Source organism: Clavibacter lycopersici (genome assembly GCF_003576405.1).
Classification (GTDB): domain Bacteria; phylum Actinomycetota; class Actinomycetes; order Actinomycetales; family Microbacteriaceae; genus Clavibacter; species Clavibacter lycopersici.
On record NZ_QWGT01000369.1, the window covers coordinates 1 to 1,772 of the forward strand.

Annotated in this window: 1 protein-coding gene and 2 pseudogenes; 1 reads left to right on the forward strand and 2 read right to left on the reverse strand. The window is 76.2% G+C overall.

The window, feature by feature from the left end; genetic code table 11:
* Both DZG00_RS15180 and DZG00_RS15185 read right to left on the reverse strand, forming a co-directional pair.
* A pseudogene (locus DZG00_RS15180) lies at nucleotides 1-706 on the reverse strand (HAMP domain-containing protein); the annotation flags it as partial.
* On the reverse strand, nucleotides 703-1,371 hold the full coding sequence (locus DZG00_RS15185; RefSeq protein WP_119383268.1) for a response regulator transcription factor: 669 nt from the start codon (nucleotides 1,369-1,371) through the stop codon (nucleotides 703-705). The pseudogene DZG00_RS15180 and the gene DZG00_RS15185, both read right to left, overlap by 4 nt.
* A gap of 147 nt (nucleotides 1,372-1,518) precedes the next feature.
* On the opposite strand from DZG00_RS15185, the pseudogene DZG00_RS15190 reads away from it, so the two are divergent.
* Nucleotides 1,519-1,772, forward strand: a pseudogene (locus DZG00_RS15190) (hypothetical protein); the annotation flags it as partial.

A 1,772-nucleotide genomic window follows, 5' to 3' on the forward strand; every position in this document is an offset into this window, starting at 1 on the left:
GCTCGGTGCCCGGCCGGGTGGGGCGGAGGCGGCGGCCGCGGTCGCCCCGGCCGATGGAGCGGGCGACGCCGGTCATGTCCTCGAGCGGCTGGAGCGTCCGCCGCACGACGACGACGAGCGCGACGGCCGCGAGCGCGAGGAAGGCGAGCGAGGCGCCCGCGAGGATCCCGCGGAGGGTGGCGAGGGTGTCGTCCACGGATCCGGTGCCCGCCGAGAGCTCGAGCACCGTGCCGTCGCTGAGGTCGGAGCGGAGGGTGATGGAGTCGGCCGAGGAGCTGACGGCGCTCGAGGTGACGGTGACCGCGTCGGCGCCCGCCGGGGGCGTCGCGGTGGCAGCGGACCCGGGAGCGGCGCCCAGCGGATCCGGCCCCGGCAGCGCGCCCCCGAGCGGATCCGGCCCGGGCCGCGCCGTCACCTCGCCGCCGTCCGGGCTCGTGATCTGCACGGCCACGCCCTGCGCGCCGAGCCGCTGGGCGAGCGCGTCGTCGTCGAGCACGCCCACGAGCGCGGCGGCGGCCGATGCGCGGTCGGCGAGCCGGTCCTGGATCTGCTGCCGCAGCTGCGCCCCGAGGATCGCCTGCACCGTGAGCGACAGCGCCACGAGCAGCACGGCGAGGAGCGCGAGCACCGCGAGGACCGTGCGGGTGCGGAGGGATCCGGTGCGCAGCGGTGCGTCCGGGGCGGCGGCGCGGGCGCGCGCGCTCACGCCTCCACCCGGTAGCCGAGCCCGCGGACGGTGTGCAGGAGCCGCGGCCCGTGCGCCTCCATCTTCTTGCGCAGCGCGCTGATGTGGACCTCGACGAGGTTCGGGTCGGCCTGGTCGTAGCCCCACACCTGCGTGAGGAGCTGCGTCTTCGAGAGCGTGCGGCCGCGGTGCGCGGCGAGGTAGGCGAGCAGCTGGAACTCGATCGAGGTCAGCTCGAGCTGCTCGCCGCCGCGCCTCGCGAGGCCGGAGTCGGGATCCACCAGCAGGTCGCCGATCTCGACCACCGACGCGAGCCTCCCGCGCCGCCGGAGCACCGCGCCGACGCGCGCCACGAGCTCGGCGAGCGCGAACGGCTTCACGATGTAGTCGTCGACGCCCTGCCCGAACCCGCGCAGGCGGTCCTCCACGGCGTCGCGGGCGGTGAGCATGATGACGCTCGCGTCACTCCAGCGGCGGATCCCCTCGGCCAGCCGGATCCCGCTCGGCCCGGGGAGCATCCAGTCGAGCACCACGAGGTCGGGCAGGAAGCCCCTCACCTCCTCCTCGAGCTCGACCCCGGACGCGAGGCCGCGGACGACGAAGCGCTCGGCGGTGAGGGTGGAGACGACGGCGGCGCGGATGGCCTCGTCGTCCTCGACCACGAGGACGCGTGCGGGAGGGAGCATGTGCCGACTGTAGGAGCCGCGGATGGGCGATCCCGGACCGCTGTCCGCTCGGGTCGCGGAACTTAAGGAGGACTTCAGATCCGCTGCCGAGCCTGGATCCACGACCGCCGGCGCACCCCGCGCCGCGGCGGACACGGAAGGACCACCATGGACGAGACCATCACCGTCTTCGAGCAGGGCCGCGGCGCCCGGATGCCCGGCACGCCGACGCCGGCCCCGCGGAAGCGCCGCGCGGGCATCGCGGTCGGCATCGCGGGTGCCTCCCTCGGGCTCGTCGCGCTGCTCTCGACGCCGGCCTTCGCCGACGGGAACGGCGGCGACACCACGGGCCAGGCCGGATCCGGGAGCGGCACGACCGCGAGCTGCCCCGCGCCGCCGGCGCCGCCCACGAACGCCGACGG